This is a genomic window from Vibrio sp. M60_M70, from assembly GCF_037162085.1.
GTDB classification, from domain to species: Bacteria; Pseudomonadota; Gammaproteobacteria; order Enterobacterales; family Vibrionaceae; genus Vibrio; species Vibrio diabolicus.
On sequence record NZ_JARLUL010000002.1, the window covers coordinates 1701426 to 1725199 of the forward strand.

Consider the following 23774-nt stretch of genomic DNA (forward strand, 5'->3'; position numbering starts at 1 on the left):
CCCCTTCCCCCAAATGGCTCCTATGGCTTGGGCAATGTCGCCTAAGCCATGATTTTCTCGCATGGTGACACTCTATGTCTGATTTAACGATGTCCGATACACAAACGATTCAAACTCAAGCTAAGCATACGATGTTTTTCCTGATGAACAACGTGATTCAAAACTACGCTTGGGGCAGTACTACTTCTGTTAACCAACTGTTTGGCATTGAAAACCCAACGGGCGAACCACAAGCAGAAGTATGGATGGGCGCGCATCCAAACGGTTGCTCAGTGGTGATGGTAAACGGCGAGGAGACCAAACTCTCTTTACTGATTGCTCAAGACATGAATGCTTTTCTGAGTGAAGAAGTCGCAAACCGTTTTGGTGAACTTCCATACCTGTTTAAAGTGCTTGCCGCCGAGAAAGCGCTGTCGATTCAGGTGCACCCAAACAAGCAACAAGCAGAACTAGGTTTTGCACTGGAAGAAAAACAAGGCATTCCCCTAACCGCTGCAAACCGTAACTACAAAGATCCAAACCACAAACCAGAATTGGTTTACGCGCTAACCGAATACCAAGCGATGAATGGCTTCCGCCCAACAAGTGAAATCATCAGCTTCTTCTCTGAGCTGGCGATTCCTGAGCTGCAAAGCTTGGTGGATGACCTTATCGACAATCAAACTTCCAAAGGATTGGCGAGCTTCTTCTCCGGTCTATTATCACTGGAAGGCGAACAGAAAGAGATGGCGTTGACGGTGCTATTGGCTCAAGCTCGCATCACCGACTTACCTCTGTTCAACCTGATCTTGGAGTTAGAAGCGCAATACCCGGGCGACATTGGTTTGTTTGCGCCCTTGCTACTCAACGTCATCACGCTGAAACCAGGCGAAGCGATGTTCTTGGATGCAGAAACGCCACACGCGTACTTGAAAGGTACGGGGCTTGAGATCATGGCGAACTCAGACAACGTGCTACGTGCCGGTTTAACGCCGAAGTATATGGATATAAAAGAACTCGTTGCTTGCACACGCTTCGAAGAAAAACCATTCGACACCCTACTGCTTGAACCAATCGAAAACGACGACATGTTGGAATACCCAATTCCCGTCGACGATTTCAAATTCGCGATTGTAAAACAAGCCAACCAACGAACGCTTGATGTAAGAACCGCAGAAATCCTGTTGCCGCTAGATTCCCCGCTCGTGATTACACACGCAAATGGTGAAACGTGTGTAGTAGATAAAGGCCAATCTGTTTTCATCCCAGCTTACGCCAAACAATACAGTTTGAATTGCGAAGGTCGTGTGGCGCGGGCTTACAGTTAATATCGCTGATTAAGTTTGCATGTCGTTACTGCCAATAAGCAAAAAAGAGCAGAGAAACGTCTCTGCTCTTTTACTTAATATGCGCTTTTCCCGATAAATTCACGCAATAATCAAATTGTCTAGAAAGGTTTACTGCTTAGCGTGGAACATCGCTTGTCCACTTTTATCTTTATTCGACCAAAAGTTAATATTGAACTGTGCATCATCGCTCATTTCAATACGATGCCAATACTGTGGCGGGCTTGTCGCGAACTGACCTGCGTTGATCACGACGACCATTTCAGGCTCTGTCGTGAATTCATCAGCAAAACCATAGTAGGTGACTTGCCCCTCCATTACGCATAACTGCCCAAACACGCCTTCGGCTGTGTTGTGATGAGTTAGAAGAGCTGGAGGCACACTGCCTTTGGTAAAAAATGGCGTCGAACGTTGAACCGTCCAGTCTTTCGGAATACGAAGATGTGACATGGTTATACCCTCTTTGAATATAAAATTGTGCTGCTTGAAGCGAGTTACGATTGCGCGACTTGAGACAGTTCACGCAGTAACGGAAAAGCCTGAGCCACTTGCTCGCCCGTCACAACAAACCCAGTCAATATGCTTTGTTCATTTTCAGCTTTTGCCACGATGCCAGATTGAGAAATCTGCACATTCCAATTCGCGACAGCACTGAAGTCCCCGGCAAGCTGAATTGGGTAACTCGGCGTTTTGACTTTTACCATCATTGGCGGCAACTTCAATTGCGCTTCCTGCCCAAGCAACTGCTTACCTAAAACATTAGCGCTCAACACGATTGGCTGAAGGTATGGAAGCATGCGCCCTTGTATCTCGGCGCAATCGCCCAGAGCGAATACATTGTTCGCAGAAGTCTGCAGCTTAGCGTCGACAGCAATGCCTTTCCCAACCTCTAGTCCACAAGCATTCGCTAATTGAGTGTTTGAACGCAAGCCAGCGGCAGAAATCACTACATCAATCTCGCTCACTTCACCGCTGTTCAAAGTCGCTACCAACGAATCGGCGGTACGATTCACCTCAACAACCCCATTTCCCAACGCCAGTTGAATGCCTTGCTGCTTAAGTTGGCTTTCCAGAGGCAACGCCACAAACTCAGGAATAAGATTGGCAAGCAAGCGTTGGTTTGATTCAACCACCGTAACGGCTTTACCGCTGCTCGCAATATCCATTGCAATCTCAACGCCAATCAAACCACCGCCGATAACCATTACGCGCTTTGCTTGACTGATTCTCTCTTCTGCGAGCTGATACTCTTGTAACGAATTGAGCGTTAGGATATCGCCAGAAGCATCACCTCGCATTGGAGGAACAAAAGCTTTCGCACCCGTTGCAAAAACCAGTTTGGAGTACGCATAAACTTGTCCATCTGCTACCACTTGTTGGGCTTGCGTATCCACACTCTCAATTTTAGTGTGGGTTAATAACTCGATATGGTGCTCTTGGGCAAACGCTTCTCCCGTTTTTACCACCAGATCCCCCGCGGTCTGTTTTCTACTGAACACATGGCTCAAATCGGGCTTGTTATACTCCGCACCGTCATCAGCGGTGAATACTTGAATTGACACCTGTGCATCCATTCGACGCACAGTTTTAACCAGTTGATAGGCAGCAAAGCCACTGCCTATGATTACAATTGGTGCTTGCATCACAGCTCCTTACCCCTTGAACTCAACAAATACATCTTTACCTAAGTGACACTCAGGGCAAAGGAAGTAGTCCGGAACGTCTGACCACACGGTACCTGATTCAATTCCTTGATTAGGCTCACCCTGAGCAGGGTCATACACCCAGTTACAAACGGTGCAAATCATGCATTGGCAATCTGCGGGATGCGCCTCGGTACTAGGGTTACTAGCAACAACTTCTTCTACCGCTTGTGTTGCTACTTGTACAGCAGGCTGTGGTTGAACTTGTGGTGCAGACGAAGAAATCGCCGGAGCAAGAACTGGGCTCGTCAGGTCATGCTTTGCCCACAGTTTCGCGATGCTCTTACCATGTTCACGACACTCACGCATCGCTTTACCATCTGGTCGCCATTTGGTTTTCAGGCTGACTGCAGTTTCAAAACCCGCGTCGGTCAATCGTGCGTGGATACGGTCTACCGCACCACCATTCCAACCATAACTACCAAAGGCAGCAGCTTTCTTGGCTTTAAAACGAAGACCTGTGATCTCCTCCAGCATGCCAGCAATCTTCGGCATCATGACGTTATTCATGGTAGACGAACCAACCAAGATGCCTTTAGAGCGGAACACATTGGCGAGAATTTCATTCTTATCGTGCTTAGACACATTGAAGACTTTAACTGCGACACCCGGGTCGACATCGTGAATGCCCTGTGCAATCGCGTCCGCCATCATTCGGGTATTGTTAGACATAGAATCGTAGAAGATGGTAATACGATCTTCTTGGTAGTTATCCGCCCATTCCAAATATTGCTCGATGATTTGAACTGGGTTATCGCGCCATACAATACCGTGTGAAGTTGCAATCATGTCGACAGGTAAATTAAAGCTCAACACTTCTTTGATTTTAGCGGTTACCAAACTGCTGAACGGCGTTAAGATGTTGGAGTAGTAACGCAGACACTGTTCCATCAACTCATTTTGATCCACTTCGTCGTTGAACAAACGCTCATCGCAATAATGTTGTCCAAAGGCGTCATTACTAAACAGCACCGCATCACCCGTTAAGTAAGTCATCATACTGTCTGGCCAGTGCAACATCGGCGCTTCTACAAATACCAATTGTTTACCGTTACCAATATCGATGCTGTCACCCGTTTTTACCGTTTTAAAGTTCCATTCGGGATGGTGGTGATGACCCACAATCGAATCAATCGCCGCTTCTGTACAGTAAATTGGCGTGTTCGGAATCTTCTCCATCAATGCCGACAATGCGCCTGAGTGATCTTCTTCAGCATGATTTACTACGATAAAGTCGATAGACTTAAGGTCGATTTCCATTTCTAAATTTTGGATGAATTGTTGACTGAATCGATGATCGACCGTATCAATCAATACGGTTTTCTCTTCACGAATTAGATAACTGTTGTAGCTGGTACCTTTTGTCATTTTGTATTCTGTACCGTGGAAGTCTTGAACTTCCCAATCGCGTTGACCTACCCAGTGGATGTTGTTTTTTACGTGAATTGTCATGATTACTACCTTGAATGACGGGATAAACAAAAATAATTTCTTCTTGTAATGCACTGGGCATGCCAACTTTTAATTTCTATATATTTCAATAATTTAATTAAAATACAACTTTAACAACTGTCATTTAGACACAGTTGAAAATTGTCATTAAGACACTACAATAGTCATATTGACACAATTGGTATTGGCTATGACTTCTTTAATCGCGCAATGGCTACACATCACGCAAGACCTAAATTCAGCGCTCACTCGGCAAGCTCGATTTGATACCTTATTAACAACGATTCGCGAGATATTAAAATGTGATGCTTCTGCTCTTCTTTTGTATGAAGATCAGCACTTTAAGCCGCTGGCTATCAATGGCTTAGCAAAGGAAGTATTGGGACGCCGTTTTTCTATAAACCAACACCCGAGATTGGAAGCCATTGCACGCGCTGGCGATATCGTACGGTTTCCATCGAATAGCGACTTACCCGATCCCTATGACGGGTTAATTCCGAACCACGACGACAATCTGCACGTTCATTCATGTATTGGTCTCCCTTTGTTGATCGACGATCAATTGATTGGCGCGATCACTATTGATGCCTTCGACCCGAATCAGTTCGATGGTTTACTCAATCAAGAACTACGCTTTGTAAGTGCGTTAGCCGCGGGGGGCTTGCACACTGCTCTACTACTGGAGCAGTTAGAAACACAAGCAAGCTTGCCACGTGAGTCTTACACTGAGAAACGCACCTTGAGCAACGAAATCATTGGCAAATCGGCTGGGATGAAAGCACTTCAAGAGCAAATCGATGCAGTGGCAGATACCGAGCTATCAGTGTTGATAATGGGTGAAACAGGGGTTGGTAAAGAGCTCGTCGCAAACGCAATTCATCATCGCTCTCACCGAGCCAATAATACCTTGGTGTACTTAAACTGTGCCGCATTACCTGAGTCTGTCGCAGAGAGTGAGCTTTTTGGTCATATCAAAGGTGCTTTTACTGGTGCTATCAGTAATCGCAAGGGTAAGTTCGAACAAGCAGATGGTGGCACACTGTTTTTGGATGAAGTTGGCGAACTGTCGTTAGAACTGCAAGCTAAGTTACTTCGAGCTCTCCAATACGGCGACATCCAACGTGTGGGTGATGACCGCCATATTCGAGTCAATACACGCATTGTGGCGGCAACGAACCGTGTTCTGCATGAAGAAGTAAAAGCTGGCCGTTTCAGAGCAGATTTGTACCACCGTTTGAGTGTATTCCCTCTTCATGTCCCTCCACTTCGTGAACGTGAAGACGATGTCGTGCTACTGGCTGGTTTCTTTGCAGAGCAACTACGCAGCAAGTTGGGGCTGAACAGTGTTCGACTCTCTCCCACTCTAGTTCAAGCACTCAAAGATTACTCTTGGCCGGGCAACGTGCGTGAACTGGAACACGTCATCAAACGAGCGGGTGTGCTTGCCAAAGCTAGAACTCAATCGCTGGATATCGAATTGGTGGAACAAGATTTCGATATCAAAGCATCGAACAATCAGCCCATCACTGAAGAGCCAGGTATACCTAGCTCTTCATTTGAACTGTCAGACGCTGGTTTAAAGCAAGCCACTGACACCTTCCAAAAAGCCATGATTCTAAAAGCACTAGAGCAGAATCAAGGAAACTGGGCTGCAACAGCACGTCAGTTAGAACTCGATAATGGTAATTTACACCGCTTAGCCAAACGGCTAGGTATAAAGTAAAAAAGGATACGGACGGTTTGAATTCCACAAGAAAATCTATCTCGCTTATGTCAAAATGCCCCATCACAATCGAAAAGTCTGTAATGTAATGAACTACCAAGCTGCTATTTTTGATATGGATGGTTTGCTCCTTGATACTGAGCGCGTCTGTATGCGTATTTTCCAAGAAGCATGTGAAGTCCAAAAACTTCCGTTTTATGAAGATGTTTACCTGTCGATCATTGGTCGCAATGCGGCAGGTATTGAAGCAATTTTCCGCAAAGCCTACGGTGAGAACCTAGACCGCCTGCATCATGAATGGCGTACTCGTTACAATGCTGTCGTCAAACACCAAGCCATCCCAGTGAAAAATGGTGTTGTTGAGCTGCTAGAATGGCTGAAAGCACAAGGCTTACCAATCGCAGTAGCGACTTCTACGGCAAAAGAGGTGGCGAAAATCAAACTGGAATTAGCGGGTTTGAGTAAGTACTTCGACAACCTCACCACAGGCTGCGAGGTAAACCACGGCAAACCCGATCCAGAAATCTATTTGCTGGCAGCGAATCGTCTGGATGTAGAACCAAGCCAATGTTTGGCCTTTGAAGATTCCAATAACGGTGTTCGCGCAGCCGTGGCAGCGAATATGGTTACTTATCAGATTCCGGATTTAGTTGAACCTTGCGAAGAGGTAAAACAATTTGGTCATTCCATCGTGCCGTCATTACATGAAGCGTTAGATGCGTTGAAGCAAAATCGCTAAACGTAAACTGCCGCTCTAACTGTTAAAGCTCAGCAATTTGGCTGAGCTTTTTTATGCTTGAGCCTCTCCTCTCACCTTCTCTAATCTACTTCTAATAAATGCCAAGATACTGCTCCAAAGCTTAATAAGATAGACCTTATCTCTGTACGGGGCGTGTTCCTTTCTTTTTTGATTTACCTCACGCCATCGCATGAAATAGGGCCTATGAGTGATCAAATAGTGGAACTAACCAGTACAACTTTGCAACAAAACGTCAATATACCGCTTGAAGCACGTTTTTCGAGTGAAAATTGGCTGATAATGAGAACTATTGGATGAGATTAATCCAAGTCAGCCCAAAATATAAAATGGAGAGTGTTATATGTCTTTACGTTTATTAGCAGCAACCTTCGCATTAGTAGGAATGAGCTTTGGTGCCCAAGCCAGTGCCGAGTGTGAAGTGTCCCTAGATGCTAACGATATGATGCAGTTTTCTACTAAAACACTGAGCGTTCCAGCCACTTGTAAAGAAGTAAAACTGACGCTAAACCACACAGGTAAAATGCCTGCACAATCAATGGGTCACAACGTCGTTATCGCAGATACCGCTAATCTACAAGCAGTAGGTACGGACGGCATGGCAGCAGGTGCAGAAAACAATTACGTGAAGCCAAATGACGACCGTGTATACGCTCACACAAAAGTGATTGGCGGCGGTGAAAGCACCAGCATTACTTTCAGCACTGAAAAAATGAAAGCTGGCGGCGACTACTCATTCTTCTGCTCGTTCCCTGGTCACTGGGCGATCATGCAGGGTAAATTTGAGTTCAAGTAAGAGCTAACTAAGTCGAAATAAGACTCACTATAGGGAAGCCATCACTTCCCTTTTTATCGCACCTTAGTTAAGCACGTCGATGGATAATCTCATCCAAAGGTACAGGCCTTGCTAAGTAAAACCCTTGAACTTTATCAACCCCACTTGACCTCACAAAGTCATAGTCAGACTGCGTTTCCACCCCTTCCGCTACGACCTCGCAATTTGCAATATGTCCTAACTTAGCAACCAATCGATACAGTTGCCGTCCACGATGATCGTTAGCGTCCAATAGCAGCGATCTGTCTAGCTTAATCTTGTTAAATGGATACTTGAACAAATGAGGAAACGATGCGTAGCCCGTACCAAAATCATCCATTGTGATACGAACTCCCATACTCTGTAGAGCTTTCATGGTGTTAGTTAAAGAAACTTCATTGTCTAATACGGCTTCTTCAGTAATTTCAATTTCAAGCCATTCAGCCAGGATTCCAAAATAGACCAACCGGCCTTGTAAATGCTGAACAAAATCCACTTGTTGAATGGTAGCAACAGAAACATTAATGGCCACTCTTCGCTGCTCAGATAATCCCATTTCCTTCATATCCGACAACACCTTTTCGAGGACTAATTTATCGAGCAGTGGCATGGCATCTAACCGGTGAAAATCTTCAATAAACGTTGGTGAAAGTAAGTTTCCATCTTCATCTTTATATCGAATAAGCGCTTCGTAAGAATACTGTTCCGCATCCTTTGTTGAGTGCTGCTTTTGATAAAACATCACCAACTCGCCTTCACGAAGAATGGAAGTTAAACGCTTCTGCGCGGATGACTTGCTGATACTCGATGTGTTCGCATCTTTCACACTACTGAGTAGTGATTTAAATAGGGATTGTTCTAAACCATTGTAAGTATTACTTACACCAAGCTGCCCCACATATTTGCCTGCATAGGCTAGATAAAAAGGTCGATAAATTAGTACACCAATCGCAATCACCACCAGTTGAAGTATCGCCCCCTGTGCATGATGCCCCATTGCAACATAACCACTCAACAGAGGCGGTGTCATCCAGTTCACAATATTTTCAACAGGCGCAATTAAGCCGGAAGCAATCGCACAGTAGGTGATGATAAAACTTACCAGCGGTACTAATACAAATGGGACGACCAGAATAGGGTTAAAGATGATAGGCAAGCCAAATAGCAGCACTTCATTGATGTTGAACATCACCAATGGTGCTGCCGCTAACGCCAGTAAAATATGATTGCGCTCTTTAGCGAACAATAACAGACACAGGAGTAAACTGATGCTATTCCCTGACCCGCCCATGGATAAAAATGCGTCGTAAAAACCTTGGCTAATGACGTTAAGCGACGCTTCGCCTGTTTGCCAAGCAGCCATGTTGGCTTCGGTCGCAGCGTATATTTGCTGTTTGATGGCAAACAACATGTTGTGACCATTAATGCCCGCCGCTCCTAATAAGCTCAAGATGGATTGATAAAATAATCCTCCTGTGAACGTCAGCGGATCAAAGTTAAGTCCAGCCACTGTTGTAGTAAAAGCATCCATCACCGCTGCGGTGACATGAGATAAGCTAACCGCAAATAAAACGAATACGAAAAAATGTAAGACATCTTTAAAAAGACGAGAAGAGAAGTCCATTGCTTGAGGATCAAGCAGCTCAATTCGGAAACTTTTACAATAAACGTATGACACCGTTGCACTGAAGAGTGCTAATAAAGGGTTATTCGGCAACATGTAATTACTAGAAAGGCTGTCATTCTCTATTGAAATTAAATAGAACATGACCAACGAATAAATGATGATAATCGCGCTCGACACATTCACTTTATGCGATAAATAGTAACCAGCCACAATGCAAAACGCTGTGGGATATAAGTTGATTAAAATATCAGAAAGATGGAACAATAACTGAGAAACCTCTGACACCCCTAGGATTCTAGAAGCGTGACCAAGAAAGATAGCAAGTGCGTTAGATAGCGTCAGCGGTAACAGCAATAAGGCAATAGATGCGAGATCAGTAAGATAAGATTTAGATCCAAGTCGCCATTTATCTGTAAATACCGTTAGACGATGAAAGGGATCAAATACGCGTTCACGACGAGTGTGCATGGTGAGTTCTTATATTAAGTAATAATCATCGGCTGCGAAATAGGCAGCCGTAAATGCAACGGCCAGACTCAGTAACGTATTATTTGGTGGATAATTTTTAGTGTTTCTATTGGCTAAAACAATAGTTTGAATTGCCAGTCACAGCGCAAAGATGTCGCAAGTGCAATTTAACGATTATATACCCCTTGATCCAATGAGATTATTATCCTTAACGATAAAAGCCATACCAAGCATCTCGATATGGCTATCGTTAAAACTGATGTATATACCCTAATGACTTCAAGAAGGAGGCTTCGGTGACACGCCCTTAACGGGCGAGTTGATTTGGCTCACATACACTGTGAACGATTTTTGATTTAGCACGAGTAGAACTTCAAGTCGTTGTCTCGTCTGTAAAAAAAATCATTCAATCCCGTGTAGCTCTTTCCAGTTTCCTGGATGAACCACGTAGCCGAACAGGGCATGCCCACCATAAACCAGCTCGGTTCCTTCCGGGATCCACAGCATCTGACCTGGGTGCACAAAATGTGTCTCACCGTTTGCGGTCAGCTCGAAACAGCCTTCAATCACAAAAATAACCTCATCATAAAGCACCGTCCAAGCCACTTGAGCGCCTTCCCATTTAGCAAAGCCTACGCCAATGTTTGGTGAAATTTCCGGGCTTAACGCTCGGGCTACGTACGCCATTCCCGGCGTATCACCACGAACATTAAAATCTAGGTTTTTACTATCAACGAGTTTGACTTGCTTCATAATTCACTCCGGCTTTGCCATTTTGCTAATTGGATACGCGTTTTTACTCCCATGCCTAAAAAAGGCTCTGGCGGATTCAAACAAGGCATTCCTGTCACTTGCTGTATGTCATCCAATGATTTAGATGTCGCACCAACAACATAGTCAGCTAACAGCGTTCCAGAAATGGTTCCCCACGCAGCACCAACACCATTGTCACAAGCGCTGGCATAAACACCTTCATCTAATTGACCAAAAAAGTTAGTAAAGTTACGAGAGATGGCATATACCCCACCCCATGTGTGAGTAAATGGTACGTCGGCCAGCTCTGGGTAACGCGCCAAAAAGACTTGACGATGATCGTCTCGGATTTGCTCTCTGACTTTATCGTTCATGCTTGAGCCATACTTCGGCACGTGTTTGTAAGTATTGCGGATCAAAATACGTCGATCAGCGGTCATACGTAACGTCGTTCCCGCATGATCAGCTGGGGTTAGGCCCCAATTCAGCTCACCTCCGTATCGTTGCATTTCTGCGTCGGTCAATGGACGCGTCCAGCTTGCAAACGTCATCACTGGCAGTAATCTGTTTTTAAGATAACCAAACTCCCGAGTAAAAATGCTGGTGCCAAGTAACAGTTCAGTGGTTTCAACAGAACCACTATCTCCATGTAATACCCAGTAACCGTTTTCTTTACTGAGTTTGCGGATTGGCGAGTTTTCTAACACCTCGACATTCTCTGGAAGGCTTTCCCCTAGCCCACGCACCAGAGCAGCAGGTTGCATTAAATAACCACCTGGCGTGTAAATTGCGCGGCTGTAGTAATTTGTCCCTAAGACTTTCGCCAGCTCACTGCCATTAACATGGAAGTATGGTTCGCCAAGGTCTTTCATTAGGTGCTCAAAGTGATCGAGATACGCTTCACCGCGCGCCCCTACGGCTCCTTGATATTTGCCCTTTGCTGACCACTGACAAGAAATACTGTGCTTCGACACTAAAGTGTCTAGCTGAGCAATCGCAGAACGGTTGAGCGATAATAACTTTTGTTTGTGCTCAGGATCGGGATGCTCAAGTGAAAACTTATGAGGCAAATCGATCACAAAGCCCGAATTTCTCCCTGACGCCCCTTGGCCGATACGTTGCGCATCAATCAGTATAATTCGTGCGTTAGGCTGAAGCTCAGCTAAACGTCTTGCCATAGCTAGTCCAGCGAAACCGGCACCTAGCACGGCATAGTCAGCAGTTTTTTTACCTTTTAACGCTGGTTTTTCTGCAATACTTGGCAACGCATGGTACCAACCACATGTTGCATCATCATTGGGTAAATGAATCATCTTCTTTCTCCGTTACGCTGCTGAAAGTTTCAATGACAATTGATCTAACCAAGGACCACGTAATGACTGTACTTTTCTTCCTAGCAACGCAAAGCCAAGCATCGTTCCCTCAGGAGAATAAAACGCAGCGGTCAATTCATTTGCTTGGTTCTCGATGTACCATTGTCCCTGCTCTTCAGCGGCTGCCGGGAAAATAGTGAGTGGAAGAATCGGCGTTTTCACAATCACTGGTGTTGGCGTTAAAGAGATAGGCGTAATATCACCTAGCAAGCTTTTCGCCACGGAAGGAATCATTTGATTAATTGGCGCAATATACGGTTGCCAACCTTGCTCCGTTTCAACACAGTCGCCTAGCGAGTAAATATTCTCATCACTCGTCTGGCCGAATTGATTCACTTTAATGCCGCGGCCCACTTCTAGCCCTGCTTGCTCAGCCAGCGATACATTTGGCTTGAGTCCAACCGCGCTTAGCACTAGGTCTGCTTCAATTTTCTTGCCACTGTTTAGATGCAAAACCGCGCTTGATTCGGACCTTGGCTCGATTCTGGCGATACTGTCTTGTAGAGCCCATTGCACGCCTCGATCTGCAAGTGCACTTTGTAATGATTCACCCAACTGTTGCGGGATCAAACGCTCCATTGGCCATTGACCTAACCCGATAACTGTTACTTCATAACCGCTTTCGATCAGGTCATTCGCGAACTCACAGCCAATTAAGCCATCGCCGAGGATTGCGATGCGCTTTTTGTCTTGCAGCTCCGCTCTGAAACGGCGGTAATCAACTAAGTCGTTCACACTCATAACACAAGAGCGATCGCCCTCAATTGGGATTTCAATCGGTGATGCACCTGTTGCCAGTACCAAGCGGCTGTAGGCGTATTTACCGATGGAGGTATGTAGCGTTGAATTGGCACGATCGATATGTTCAACGCGGGTATGCGGGTAAACGCGGATATTGAGACGGCTTTCCCACTCCAACGCGCTTTCACTTTGTAGCGCGTCGCCGTCTTTATTCATGACCAGTGCATTAGACAAGGCAGGCTTGCTGTACAGTGCGCCATCATCAGCGGTAAAGACAGTGATCGGAACCGTTTCAGATTGCGCTCTAAGTACCGCTGCCAACTGGTAACCACTGTGGCCACTACCGATGATAACGATAGGGTCAGCTGAAAATATAGGCTGAGTGACTTCAGATGGAAGTGGCTGAGCAGCATTGGGCTGAACAGACGATCCTACCGACACCGAAGACACTGCCGCGACCTCTTCTACTGGCGCATCATCGGTAATTTCGATCATTTCAAAATCGGACTTACCCACTAAACAGTCAGGACATAACCAGTCATCCGGTACATCTTCCCATGCTGTTCCTGGTGCAATGCCATCGGATGGCCAACCTTGTGCTTCATCATAGATTAAGCCGCAAATAATACAGAGCCACTTTCTCATCACTTATACTCCAACTACCTTGTTCAGAATTTCCGTGTTTACAAACCGCTGTCAGGTTTGTTGTGATTCCATCAACCTCGCCCTAGCTTGTGGTCTGAAATCCAAGCCGGTACGAGGTGATGAAAATACAGTTACACGGTAGCTATACGTTGCTGTCTTGCTGCAAACGAATGGCAATATTGCGTGTCTGGACGTAGCTATATATCGCTTCTTGCCCTTTTTCTCGCCCAAACCCGGACAAGCCCACGCCACCGAATGGTGTTTCGATGCCACCAGCAAACCATTCATTGATGAACACTTGTCCACCACGCAGTTGCTGTGCCACACGCAATGTTTGGTTTAGGCTTTCACCAAAGACACCAGCAACCAGGCCAAAATCAGTCCCATTCGCGATATCGATCGCTTCGTGTTCAGTTTCAAACGGTGTAATTACCAGTACAGGGCCAAACACTTCTTCTTGAGCAATACGCATATCTGGTGAGGCTTCAATCACCGTTGGTGCCACAAAGTAACCCGATAAATCAGGTGCGTAGCCACCCGTTAGGATATTCGCGCCGTCGGCTTTTGCTTGTTCTATCATTTCAAGCACGCGTGCTTGTTGATCAGCCGATACCAACGGTGTGATGTCCGGCTGGCTTTCGCCTTGACCAATGGTTAGGCTTTTGGCCATTTCCACAACCGCCGCTTTTACTTCTTCATAACGCTCTTTTTGAATCAGCAAACGAGACATTGCCGAACAAACTTGACCAGCGTTAAAGAAAATACCGACCTGAACGCTTTTCAAAAGTGTTTCGAGGCTCGCGTCTTTCAGCGCGATAGCAGCCGATTTACCACCCAGCTCCATCACCGATGGAGTAGCGCGTTGCGCTGAATCTTGCAGGATGCGTTGGCCGGTTGGAACAGAACCCGTAAAGACAATTTGATCGACCTCTTGGTGCTGCACCAAATGACTGCCAACGACTGAGCCTTTGCCACATAGCAAGTTAATCGTGCCTTTTGGGAAGCCCGCTTTTTCAATCGCTTTAATCAACAACGTCATGGCAAGTGGGGAAATCTCTGGCGATTTGATCACCACTGCGTTACCTGCGGCTAATGCAGGTGCCAATGAGCGTGCACAAATAGAGACAGGGAAATTCCACGGCACAATCTGCACTGACACGCCAAACGGCACATATTGAGTGAAGTCGACATAGTCTTTACCCAACGGAATTGACGTGCCTTCCAGCTTGTCGGCCATGCCAGCGTAGTATTCGAAGTAACGTGCCGACTCTAAAAACTCATCTTTGGCATCTTGCAAAGATTTCCCATTTTCACGACAGGCAACTAACCCACCTTCATCAACCATTTCACGAATAGCTGCGGCTGCTTTTAACATCCACTCGGTTCTGACGGCTGGACGAACGTCCGAAAGAAGACCTTGATTGACTACTCGACGTGCCGCTTCCATTGCGCGATCGGCATCGGTGATAGTGGCTTCTGCAATCGTCGCATACGCTTCGGCTGTGCCAGGGTTCATGACGGTCAGCGCTTGCTCTGAATCGCACCACTCACCATCAATATAATTAAGGTAATGCATCATCTTACTGCTCCAGTGCCGCTTTCACTTGCTTTGCCAACCAGGTTTGGAAGAAATGCGTCGGAACATCCATTTCTGGTGAGAACACGCCACCACTAAAGCCAGGGGAGTAACGACCTTCCTGCATACCTTCGACCGCTCCAATATCTTCGCCGAACACGACTCGCCACGACTCAACGGTAGCGGTACGACACGCAGCAAACTCATCTTTCGTTGCTTCATCACCCACATAGAAAACACGTAGGTGCTCAACACTCTTATTCGCAGTGATTGGTTCAATCATCATTGCAAAGGCATGATCGGCTTGAATACCAAGCAACACGTTTGGAAAGAGTGCAACGTATTCTGCATGACGCAGTTTATCTTCTGGCCAGCTTGGAAATTTAGGTAAGTGTGTTCCTGCTGTATCAGAAAGGTTGTACGCGAGACTACCTTGACCAGCAAAGCGCTCTGCAAACATGATGTTGTAGTGATCCTCTAGGCGAGAATAACTGTTCAAACTCGGATGCACCCAAGGTAAGTGGTAAGCCTCGCAGTAGTTTTCTACGGCAAGCTTCCAGTTACTTTTCACTTCGATCTCTAAGTTGCCACCCATGTTCACGCGGCGAAGAAGCCCTAACCCATCTTCACCTAAGAATTGCTGCCAACGTTGCTCTAGTGGCGCGATATGATCTTCAAAGCTTTCTGCATTGCCCGATAAGTTAACGAATACCATGTCCATCCAAACGGCTGAACGAAGTGGCTTAAGGCCGTGTTTTTCACACTTAAATCGATCATCTTTGTGTTTTGCGATACCACCGATGTGTGGTGTGCCTTTTAGATTGCCGTCAAGATCGTACGTCCATGAATGGTAAGGACAGCGAATCATGCCTTGAACTTCGCCTGCCTCATGAACCAGCTTCATACCTCGGTGGCTACATACGTTGTGGAAGACTTGGACTTCACCTTGACGATTTCTCATCATGAGTAGTGGAAGATTCATGAAATCAAGTGGCATCACATAGCCATTTTTAAGCAGGTCTGATGCAAAACCAATGCATACCCAAGTGTTACCAAACACCTGATCACGCTCAAAAGTAAAATACTCTTCGCTGGTGTAGGCCTGATTCGGCATCCCTGTTGCTTCACTGATTGGGTTCAGTACATTATCAACTAGTTCAACAGGAATAATGGTTTGGTTGACATTGCTCATATTCTTATCTCCGAGAGTCGAGTTGCATCCAGTGCGTACAACATCGTGTTGTGTTAGTGGAGATGATTTTGATTAACGACCCAGTAACAAACAAACGACTTTTTCGCCGGGTTTGGATGAGTTTTTGTCATTCATGCATTGATCTCAAACAACAAAATAACCTTTTAATTAACAAGGTTCTTCTTGTCATGATTAATACTCATTAACCGATGAGTATTAATCAGTTGAAACACAAAAGCCCTCTCTCTACTCTCTTTCAAAAATTAACAATAACGCAACAAACAATAACGCTAAAACAAAAGCACTGTGAGGGATGCCTATGAGAGCAACATCTGGGATATTGAAAGGACTCAATCCGACTGTGACTATCGCATCAAAGATCGTCGTTATCGGTTTTGTACTTTTCTGCGCCATTCTCGCCAACCAAGCGGGCCAATACTTCGAAACGATTTCCGGCATTTTGCTGCAGAATATGAAGTGGTTTTACATCGGACTTGTTTCACTCGTTGTCGGTTTTCTTCTTTACCTTATGGTTAGTCGATATGGACATATTCGTTTGAGTAAAGATGACGAAAAACCAGAGTTTAGTTATTTGTCTTGGGTATCCATGCTTTTTTCCGGAGGCATGGGGATAGGCTTAATTTTCTGGTCGGTCGCCGAACCGATGTGGCATTACGCTGACAACCCATTTACTCAAGGCCTGACCAATGAAGCCGCAACAACATCAATGAAACTGACATTCTTTCACTGGGGTCTACATCCTTGGTCTGTCTTTATTATTGTTGCACTCGCATTAGCCTACTTTTCCTACCGTAAAGATCTGCCTTTTACCCTACGCTCTATCTTATACCCTTTGATTGGCGATCGTATTTATGGGCCTATCGGGCACACGGTTGATATCCTAACAGTCGCGGTGACTGCTTTCGGTATCTCTCAAACCTTGGGGATGGGAGTTATCCAAATAAACTCTGGTTTGAATCAAGCCTTTGGTCTAGACATTAGTTTGGGGATTCAACTCTTTATTATCGTTTCCCTTTGTACTTGTGCGGTTGCATCGGTGCTATCTGGTGTAGGGAAAGGTATTCGCCGTTTATCAGAATGGAACATGCTGCTTTCACTCGCACTCGTGCTGGTCGTACTTTACATTGGCCCAACTCGCTATATCTTAAATACGCTACTTGAAAGCACGGGGCTTTATGCACAAAACATTGTCGGTATGAGCTTATGGAGCGATGCACAGAATGACTCTGGCTGGCAAAACTGGTGGACGGCTTATTACTGGCCTTGGTGGATGACTTGGGCACCTTTCGTTGGCATGTTTGTAGCTCGTATCTCTAAAGGACGCACAATACGTGAACTTATCGGTGGTGCATTAATTGTACCTACGCTAATCACGTTTTTATGGATTTCAGTATTTGGTGGTGCAGCGTTGAAGGTAGAGCAAGACGCTCGTGTTGCTCATCAAGAGCAAGTCACTACGGCACAAGAAGCTAAACAAACACCACCTGCGGATTTTTCTGGCGGCCCGATTCTTGAAGCGACTAAAGCCGATACGACACGCGCTTTGTTTACGCTATTCGACAATCTAGATACAGGTATGTTTGGTAAACTACTTAGCGTGCTTGCGTGTCTATTACTCGGTACTTATTTCATTACCTCCGCGGACTCGGGTACCTTGGTTCTATGTACCCTCGATGCCGCTGGGCACAGTGAGCCTCCCACGTCTATACGCGTATTATGGGGGATTATGATCGCCGCCATTGCGGGAGTGCTTCTATACGCCGGAGGGTTAAAAGCAATGCAAACGGCCTCCATTATTGCCGGTTTCCCTATCGCGATTTTTATCGCGGTGATGAGCTTAACGCTGTTCCATAGTATTCGACGCGAACCTAAGCCATGGGCAATGCTGCCTGAGCATGTTCACCCAGAGCAAGAGAAACTTGATGGTCCTGTTGAACCGCTTGTTGAGAGCAAAACAGTGGTTTCCGAGCCTATCGCTTCAACATCCTCACTAAAAGATGATTCCACACTTAATCAGGGACCAGTACTAAGTTAGTGCGTCGTTTCATCAATCAATTAAAAAAGCGGGAACTGATATTCCCGCTTTTTTAACATTACCAAACTCTGTTCTTTTCTCTGCTTATTGATTTAGGCTAAGCCTCGATCACCCACCTCATCTGGCAACTGATGCAAAAGCCATTCTCTAAAACGTTTGACGCTGGCTGGGATTAAACCTCTATTTTTAGGTTCAAGCATAGAAAAATTGGAAGGTGTTGAAAGCACGTGTTCGACTGGCCTAACCAAAGCACCGCTTTGTAAATAGTCGTCCACTAATGAGCCCCAAGCTAACGCGATGCCCTGACCATTAATTGCCGCTTGTAACAGCATTGGATAGTTGTTGATGTTCATGCGATTACGAGGCGAAATATTTGGCAACCCTACACTCGCAAACCACTGCTCCCAATTCACCCAGTCTCTTTGAGACTCTTCCAGATAGAGTAACGTTTTATTGAAGATTTCTTCTGGCTCACTAAGCTGGCCGATTTTCTCTAAATAAAGCGGGCTACACACAGGGAATACTTCTTCTGAAAATAGCGTTGTCACATCCATTTCCGCAGGTGGAGTGCGACAATAAAACAAGGCGATATCGCAATCTAATCGGCGTAAGTCCAACACATTATCTGAGGCCAATATCCTTATATCGATGTCATCATGTTCATTTTGAAATTGAGCAACCTTAGGCAACAACCACAAGGCTGCCATTGCATTTGTCGTCGCAACCGTGATCTTTTGTTCGCCCTGCCACTTCTTCACTTCACCCGTGATTTGAGCAATATCGAGCAAAGATTGGCTAACAGCTTGATAATATTGAAGACCTGTAGGCGTTAAATTAATACTTCGATTGGCTCGCGTGAACATAGCCTTGCCTAAGTATTCTTCTAATTGTCTAATTTGGCGACTGATAGCACCTTGGGTCACGTTTAGCTCGTCAGCGGCTAACGTAAAACTCAAGTGCCGCGCCGACGCTTCAAACGCAACGAGGCTATTTAAAGGTGGGAGGGGTTTGATTTTCATGTATCTTCCAGTAAGGCAGTATTGTAATTATTTTTATTCCCGGCAATCTTATGTTGCACGTGGATAATGCCATTCTGGACAACACCTCAAAAACGACAATTTATAAATGATAAAAAATAGAGATGAATCATAAATTGTTGTGAGAGAGACTGCCGTATACAGTTTCGTGGCTACAACGAGCACAAAAAGAGGAGCAAAGGCCTCCTTCCCAGATATCAGCATATAGATGTTCTATGCCCGTTTTAATCATTAAGGTGGTATACCCTCAACGACTGTTGCATGCCGAAAACATCATCACCTAAATACTCAACCGTCACTGGAACGTTGGTCAGCAGAGTAAAACTGGAGTCACTGAACCTGCCATCAACATCACTTTCCAAATGAACAAAAAACGTAGGCTTGTCAGCAATCAATGTAATTTGGCTTCCTTCAATAGAGACATCAATATTGGCTTTTGCCATAGGCAAAGTTTTCAGCTCATGAGTGCAAAACCATGTGTTGCTTATTCTGTCTTCACCGATTTGCGCTTCAACATAGAAGAAGCCTGACGTAAGTTCATCCTTCTCAACCGATTCATCCAATTGCCACAAAATCGTATTGCTGTCTGCTATGACCGTTTGTTCTAAGCTCCAACATTGCTTTTCTTCCCCTTGCCAATCTACCCACTTGAGCAGTGCGTTGACGCTTGCGGGCTCTTTGGCATCATTGAGCAAATGCAGGCTCAACTTGCCTGTATGCTCGGAAAATACCAAATACTGCGGCGCAAAAAAGCGTTTTGCATGGTAGTGCAACTGCTTCCAACGACCACTGTATTCCAAGCTAGACCAAGAACTGACAGGCCAGTTGTCGTTGAGTTGCCAATACAGCATACCGCGACAAACTGGAGAAATGGCGCGCCAATGATCGCACGCAGTTTTGATCGCGATTGCCTGCTGAACTTGGCTTAAATACAGCATGCTCTCGAATCCAGAAGGAAAACGAAAATAACGCGTGAACATCTCTGTGATGATACTGTTACCACGAGGATTCTTCTGATGTTGTTCAAAGGTTAGGGACGTGATATTCCAATCTTGCTCCGGGACAAACTGCTTAACTTCTGCAAAAGACGGCCAAGATTGAAAACCAAACTCAGAGCAAAAACGAGGATTCACGTCAAGGTAGGCATTGAATGATTTTCCTGAGTGCCAAACGTCCCAAAAGTGCATATCGCCTTTACTATCATCATGCCACGCGTCACCGAAATCCAGTTCACCATTACACGGGGAACTTGGCCAGAAACGACGAGCGCTATCGTGCTCAGTAGTCACCTGCTCAATCATGCGGTTGAGGCGATCGTAGTTAACCGTGTATTTGACTTTGTTGTGCTTGGATTCTTCATACCAACCAATGGCACCAATCACTTCATTGTCACCACACCAAAGTGCTATTGATGGATGCTCTTTAAGCCTAGGGATTTGGTATCGAAGCTCATCTTCGACCTCTTTTAAGAAGTCATTATCAGATGGGTACAGTGAACATGCGAACATCATGTCTTGCCACACCAACAAGCCAAGTTCATCACAAAGGTTATAAAAGGTTTCACTCTCATACTGACCACCGCCCCACACACGTATCATATTCATGTTGGCGTCAACCGCACTTTGCAAAAGGTTGCGATAACGTGTTTCGCACTCTCGCCCCGGCATTGCGTCAATAGGGATCCAGTTGGCGCCTTTGGCATTAATTGGTACGCCATTGACGATAAATTCCATCGCAGAGCCATGTTCATCAGCTTGGTTATTTAGGGTTAACTGACGCAAACCAACGTTGCGCGTTAACTTTTGCTCTCTGCAAGAAATGGTAATGGGGTAAAGATAAGCTTCGCCATAACCCGATGGCCACCAGCGTTGAGGGTCCGAAATGTGGAACTGGCAATGATAGTGACCACTTCCTTTTGTTTGAATGCATTGACGCTCACCATTAAATTCAACAATCAGTTCATGGCGTTGACTGTCCGTTTCCACTTCAACTAATACATCAAGAAACACACTCTCATCGGCTTGCCATTGCTGCTCTGTCGAAAAGCCTTTGAGCCAAAGCTCATTCACAATGTCGATTTGAATGGGGTCGTAAATACCCGATACCATCAAGCAAATGCCCCAATCCCATCCGGAATGACATTGCGTTTTTCGGATCAAATTCATATGCGGAATTTGATTATTTCCCATTGCGGAAGGGATTGGGAAAGGCAATTTTTTGGCGCGTTCCACACCTTCTATATCGACTCTGGCGAATTGAACAAGAACAGTATTTATGCCCTGTTTTAAATAAGGTTTGATATCAACTCGTTGTTGATTAAACATGCTGCTGCAAGTTAGTGCTAACTCACCATTAATATAGAAAGTTGCCAAGGTATCGACACGAGTTAGCGTCATCCAAACTTGCTTGGCAGACAACGTAAACGCGTCGACTTCAAACTCACGCGAGATATGCCACTCACACTCTTCAATCCAACGAACTTTGTTTTCATTATCGGCAAAATAAGGATCCGGAATGCGCTCTGCTTGTAAAAGCGCCGAAATATTATCGCCCGGAATAGACATTGGAATTTCAATATCGGGACGCTGTGGCGAGGTAAGTAACCACTGTCCATTAAGTTCGAAGTGAGCCATTGAGTAAACCTCAGTTTGGAGAAGAAACATGTTTACTCAATGTAATCCTGAGTAATCCATGCAAAAACAAGGGAAATGTTATTTACATACGAAATGCGGTGCACTTCACGTAAAAACACTTTCCTTTGATCTCTACCCAAAAATCAGCAACTTGGCTAACCTGTTAAAAATTAATCGAAATCTAAGGTTATATTTGCAACTTCGACATGTTAACATCATCGGCTTTTTGAACATCCTCACACTTTTCGTCGAAACGATGTGAGGGGAAATGCACGGCTTCATAGCCCTAAAAAGCGAAGTAATTATGTCAAATATGACGAATGCCGCCTCCCACACAGCGCCTATTCAGGATGCTGACTATTCTGCTATTCATCCCCCATCTCTGCTCAAGCGCCTCGAACTCACCAATCCTGTCTTTTGGTTAAGTGGTAGCTTCCTCACTCTATTCGTTTTACTTGCCCTAACGAATACCGACTCTCTAACCGCAATGGTTAACACCGGCTTCGGCTTTGCTACTAAATATTTCGGAGCTTACTGGCAAGTACTGCTTCTTCTGAATTTCCTTATTGGTTTGGCTCTTGCGTTTGGTCGCACTGGTTATGTGCGTCTAGGTGGTCTAGCGAAACCTGATATTGATAACTTTAAGTGGTTGTCAATTGTACTCTGTACCCTACTTGCAGGTGGTGGTGTGTTCTGGGCCGCTGCTGAGCCTATCGCGCACTTTGTGACTGCCCCACCTTTATACGGTGAAGCTTCACCGAAAACTGCCGCAATCAATGCTCTATCTCAGTCTTTTATGCACTGGGGCTTCTTAGCTTGGGCGATCCTTGGTGGTCTATCTTCCATTGTCTTAATGCACTTGCATTACGATAAAGGCCTGCCTCTTAAGCCGCGTACTCTGCTTTACCCTGTGTTTGGCGATAAAGCCATTAAAGGCTGGATTGGTGATGTTGCTGACGCATGTAGCATTATTGCCGTAGCAGCAGGAACAATCGGCCCTATAGGCTTCTTAGGTTTACAAATTAGCTACGCGCTAAACTCATTGTTTGGCCTGCCAGATACGTTCGTAACGCAAAGCATGGTTATCATGGCAGCGATCCTGATGTATACCCTTTCCGCACTAAGCGGTTTGAGCAAAGGTATTCAAATCGTCAGTCGTTACAATATTATTTTGTCTGTGCTGTTAATTGGTTACATCCTGTTCTTTGGACCGACAAGCTTTATTGTTGATGGCTACGTACAAGGCGTTGGTCGCATGGTAGATAACTTCTTCCCAATGGCGCTTTACCGTGGTGATACGGGCTGGCTAAGCTGGTGGACAGTATTCTTCTGGGGTTGGTTTATCGGTTATGGCCCAATGATGGCGATCTTTATTGCTCGTATCTCTCGTGGTCGTACAATTCGCCAATTAATCATGTCTATTAGCATCGCGGCACCGCTGATTACTTGCTTCTGGTTTAGTATCGTTGGTGGCAGTGGCCTTGCGTTTGAACTTGATAACCCTGGTTTGATTTCATCTGCGTTTGAGGGCTTTAACTTGCCTGCAGCACTGCTAGCGATTACCGGTGAATTACCTTACCCAATGATCATTTCGGTTCTGTTCCTGATCTTAACGACAACATTTATCGTGACGACGGGTGACTCAATGACTTACACAATCAGTGTAGTGATGACGGGCTCAACAGAACCAAACGCAGTGATTCGCTCATTCTGGGGCTTGATGATGGGTATTGTCGCTATTGCGCTTATCTCAATGGGCTCTGGTGGTATTTCTGCATTGCAGTCTTTCATTGTAATTACCGCCGTACCTGTGTCTTTCATTTTGCTGCCAAGCATTTGGAAAGCGCCTGGCATAGCAAGTAAAATGGCAAAAGAGCAAGGACTAGTTTAAACCGCCTC

17 protein-coding genes are annotated in these 23774 nt (G+C 45.4%); 6 read left to right on the forward strand and 11 right to left on the reverse strand.

The features are described 5' to 3' along the window. Positions 1-74 precede the first annotated feature (74 nt). On the forward strand, positions 75-1307 hold the full coding sequence (gene manA / locus P4S59_RS23280) for a mannose-6-phosphate isomerase, class I (RefSeq protein ID WP_170903422.1): 1233 nt from the start codon (positions 75-77) through the stop codon (positions 1305-1307). Positions 1308-1436: 129 nt separating this feature from the next. On the opposite strand, the gene P4S59_RS23285 is transcribed toward manA, so the two are convergent. From P4S59_RS23285 to norV, 3 genes are read right to left on the reverse strand one after another with little or no spacing between them, the layout of a single operon-like run. Next, on the reverse strand, positions 1437-1775 hold the full coding sequence (locus P4S59_RS23285; RefSeq protein WP_114322822.1) for a DUF1971 domain-containing protein: 339 nt from the start codon (positions 1773-1775) through the stop codon (positions 1437-1439). Between the two features lie 44 nt (positions 1776-1819). Beyond that, on the reverse strand, positions 1820-2968 hold the full coding sequence (norW, locus tag P4S59_RS23290) for an NADH:flavorubredoxin reductase NorW (RefSeq protein WP_337169145.1): 1149 nt from the start codon (positions 2966-2968) through the stop codon (positions 1820-1822). A 9-nt stretch (positions 2969-2977) separates the two neighbouring features. Then, complete coding sequence (gene norV / locus P4S59_RS23295; protein ID WP_337169146.1) at positions 2978-4480, reverse strand: anaerobic nitric oxide reductase flavorubredoxin; 1503 nt, start codon at positions 4478-4480, stop codon at positions 2978-2980. 190 nt (positions 4481-4670) lie between these two features. Here norV and norR point away from each other — a divergent pair, with 190 nt between their 5' ends. From norR to azu, 3 genes are all read left to right on the forward strand, one after another. Then, positions 4671-6203 carry a nitric oxide reductase transcriptional regulator NorR gene (gene norR, locus P4S59_RS23300; RefSeq protein WP_139059215.1) on the forward strand — a complete coding sequence of 511 codons (1533 nt, stop codon included), beginning with the start codon at positions 4671-4673 and terminating at the stop codon, positions 6201-6203. 88 nt (positions 6204-6291) lie between these two features. After that, the gene (locus tag P4S59_RS23305; protein ID WP_054867498.1) at positions 6292-6942 is read left to right on the forward strand and encodes an HAD family hydrolase; all 651 of its coding nucleotides are present in this window, start codon (positions 6292-6294) and stop codon (positions 6940-6942) included. A gap of 361 nt (positions 6943-7303) precedes the next feature. Then, on the forward strand, positions 7304-7756 hold the full coding sequence (gene azu / locus P4S59_RS23310) for an azurin (RefSeq protein ID WP_005392455.1): 453 nt from the start codon (positions 7304-7306) through the stop codon (positions 7754-7756). A 67-nt stretch (positions 7757-7823) separates the two neighbouring features. Here the strand turns inward: azu and P4S59_RS23315 are convergent, their stop codons facing one another. From P4S59_RS23315 to P4S59_RS23345, 6 genes are all read right to left on the reverse strand, one after another. Then, on the reverse strand, positions 7824-9869 hold the full coding sequence (locus P4S59_RS23315) for an EAL domain-containing protein (protein ID WP_258666170.1): 2046 nt from the start codon (positions 9867-9869) through the stop codon (positions 7824-7826). 402 nt (positions 9870-10271) lie between these two features. Further along, entirely contained in the window at positions 10272-10622 is a 351-nt protein-coding gene (locus tag P4S59_RS23320; protein ID WP_025768531.1) for an ethanolamine utilization protein EutQ, read from the reverse strand. Then, a complete protein-coding gene (locus tag P4S59_RS23325; RefSeq protein ID WP_104970221.1) occupies positions 10619-11935 on the reverse strand; it encodes an NAD(P)/FAD-dependent oxidoreductase in 1317 nt (438 codons plus the stop codon). The genes P4S59_RS23320 and P4S59_RS23325 overlap by 4 nt, the downstream gene beginning before the upstream one ends. A gap of 12 nt (positions 11936-11947) precedes the next feature. Continuing rightward, complete coding sequence (locus P4S59_RS23330) at positions 11948-13381, reverse strand: FAD-dependent oxidoreductase (RefSeq protein WP_443089050.1); 1434 nt, start codon at positions 13379-13381, stop codon at positions 11948-11950. A gap of 142 nt (positions 13382-13523) precedes the next feature. Then, complete coding sequence (locus tag P4S59_RS23340; RefSeq protein WP_337169147.1) at positions 13524-14960, reverse strand: aldehyde dehydrogenase family protein; 1437 nt, start codon at positions 14958-14960, stop codon at positions 13524-13526. A 1-nt stretch (position 14961) separates the two neighbouring features. After that, positions 14962-16149 carry an aromatic ring-hydroxylating oxygenase subunit alpha gene (locus P4S59_RS23345; protein ID WP_005392447.1) on the reverse strand — a complete coding sequence of 396 codons (1188 nt, stop codon included), beginning with the start codon at positions 16147-16149 and terminating at the stop codon, positions 14962-14964. Between the two features lie 319 nt (positions 16150-16468). Here P4S59_RS23345 and P4S59_RS23350 point away from each other — a divergent pair, with 319 nt between their 5' ends. Continuing rightward, complete coding sequence (locus P4S59_RS23350; protein WP_337169148.1) at positions 16469-18205, forward strand: BCCT family transporter; 1737 nt, start codon at positions 16469-16471, stop codon at positions 18203-18205. 92 nt (positions 18206-18297) lie between these two features. On the opposite strand, the gene gcvA is transcribed toward P4S59_RS23350, so the two are convergent. Together gcvA and P4S59_RS23360 are read right to left on the reverse strand one after the other, a co-directional pair. Then, positions 18298-19224 carry a transcriptional regulator GcvA gene (gene gcvA / locus P4S59_RS23355; RefSeq protein ID WP_337169149.1) on the reverse strand — a complete coding sequence of 309 codons (927 nt, stop codon included), beginning with the start codon at positions 19222-19224 and terminating at the stop codon, positions 18298-18300. Between the two features lie 242 nt (positions 19225-19466). Further along, the gene (locus P4S59_RS23360; protein ID WP_337169150.1) at positions 19467-21875 is read right to left on the reverse strand and encodes a beta-mannosidase; all 2409 of its coding nucleotides are present in this window, start codon (positions 21873-21875) and stop codon (positions 19467-19469) included. Between the two features lie 304 nt (positions 21876-22179). Between P4S59_RS23360 and P4S59_RS23365 the strand changes: the two genes are divergently transcribed. Then, entirely contained in the window at positions 22180-23766 is a 1587-nt protein-coding gene (locus P4S59_RS23365) for a BCCT family transporter (protein WP_005392697.1), read from the forward strand. Positions 23767-23774 lie beyond the last annotated feature (8 nt).